The organism is Saccharopolyspora sp. NPDC002578 (genome assembly GCF_053592695.1).
In genome coordinates, this window is sequence record NZ_JBSFWJ010000170.1 from 1 (window position 1) to 1,088 (window position 1,088).

The 1,088-nt window shown below is 68.9% G+C and carries 1 protein-coding gene; it reads right to left on the reverse strand.

Annotation, left to right across the window (positions count from 1 at the left end):
• The coding region (locus ACWD38_RS30345; RefSeq protein ID WP_450125449.1) for a (Fe-S)-binding protein at positions 1-1,088 on the reverse strand (1,088 nt) is incomplete at both ends.

Genomic DNA, 1,088 nt, shown 5'->3' on the forward strand with positions numbered 1-1,088 from the left:
GCCTTCGTTCTGGCGGGCGGTGAGGCCGTCGTTGAGCATCACGCGGCAGAACGGGCAACCCGTCGCGATCTTCTGGGGCGCGGTGCCCAGCGCCTCGTCGACGCGCTCCACGTTGATGCGCTTGCCGGTCTTCTCCTCCATCCACATGCGGGCGCCGCCGGCGCCGCAGCACATGGAGCGGTCGCCGTGGCGCGGCATCTCGCGGAAGTTCGCACCGGAGGCGCCGACCAGGTCGCGCGGCGGCGTGTAGACCTTGTTGTGCCTGCCCAGGAAGCAGGGGTCGTGGTAGGTCACGTCCTCGGCGACCGGGGCGACCGGGGTGAGGCGCTTCTCGCGGACCAGCTTGTTCAGCAGCTGCGTGTGGTGCACGACCTCGAAGTTCCCGCCGAGCTGCGAGTACTCGTTGGCGAGGCTGTTGAAGCAGTGCGCGCAGGTCGCGACGATCTTGCGCTTGCCGGGCTCGCGGCCCTCGAAGACCGAGTTCAGCGTCTCGACGTTCTGCTGGGCGAGCATCTGGAACAGGAACTCGTTGCCCGCGCGGCGCGCCGGGTCGCCGGTGCAGGTCTCCTCGCCGCCGAGCACCGTGTACTTCACGCCCGCCATGTGCAGCAGCTCGGACACGGCGCGAGTGGTCTTCTTCGCGCGGTCCTCGAAGGCACCGGCGCAGCCGACCCAGAACACGTACTCGGTGTCCTCGTCGAGCTCACCGTCGAAGACGGGGACCTCGAAGTCCAGCTCCTCGGTCCAGGCCAGCCGGTCCTTGGCGTTCTGGCCCCACGGGTTGCCCTTGTTCTCCAGGTTCTTGAACATCCCGCCGAGCTCGGTGGGGAAGTTCGACTCGATCAGCACCTGGTAGCGGCGCATGTCGACGATGTGGTCGACGTGCTCGATGTCCACCGGGCACTGCTCGACGCAGGCGCCGCAGTTGGTGCAGCCCCAGAGGACCTCGGGGTCGATGACGCCCATTTCCTCGGGGCCGCCGACCAGCGGGCGCTCGGCCTCGGCCAGCGCGAGGGCGTTGATGCCCGCCAGCTTCTCCTCGGCGCCGTCACCGGTGATGCCGACCTCGTCGCCGGCCATGTCCTTGC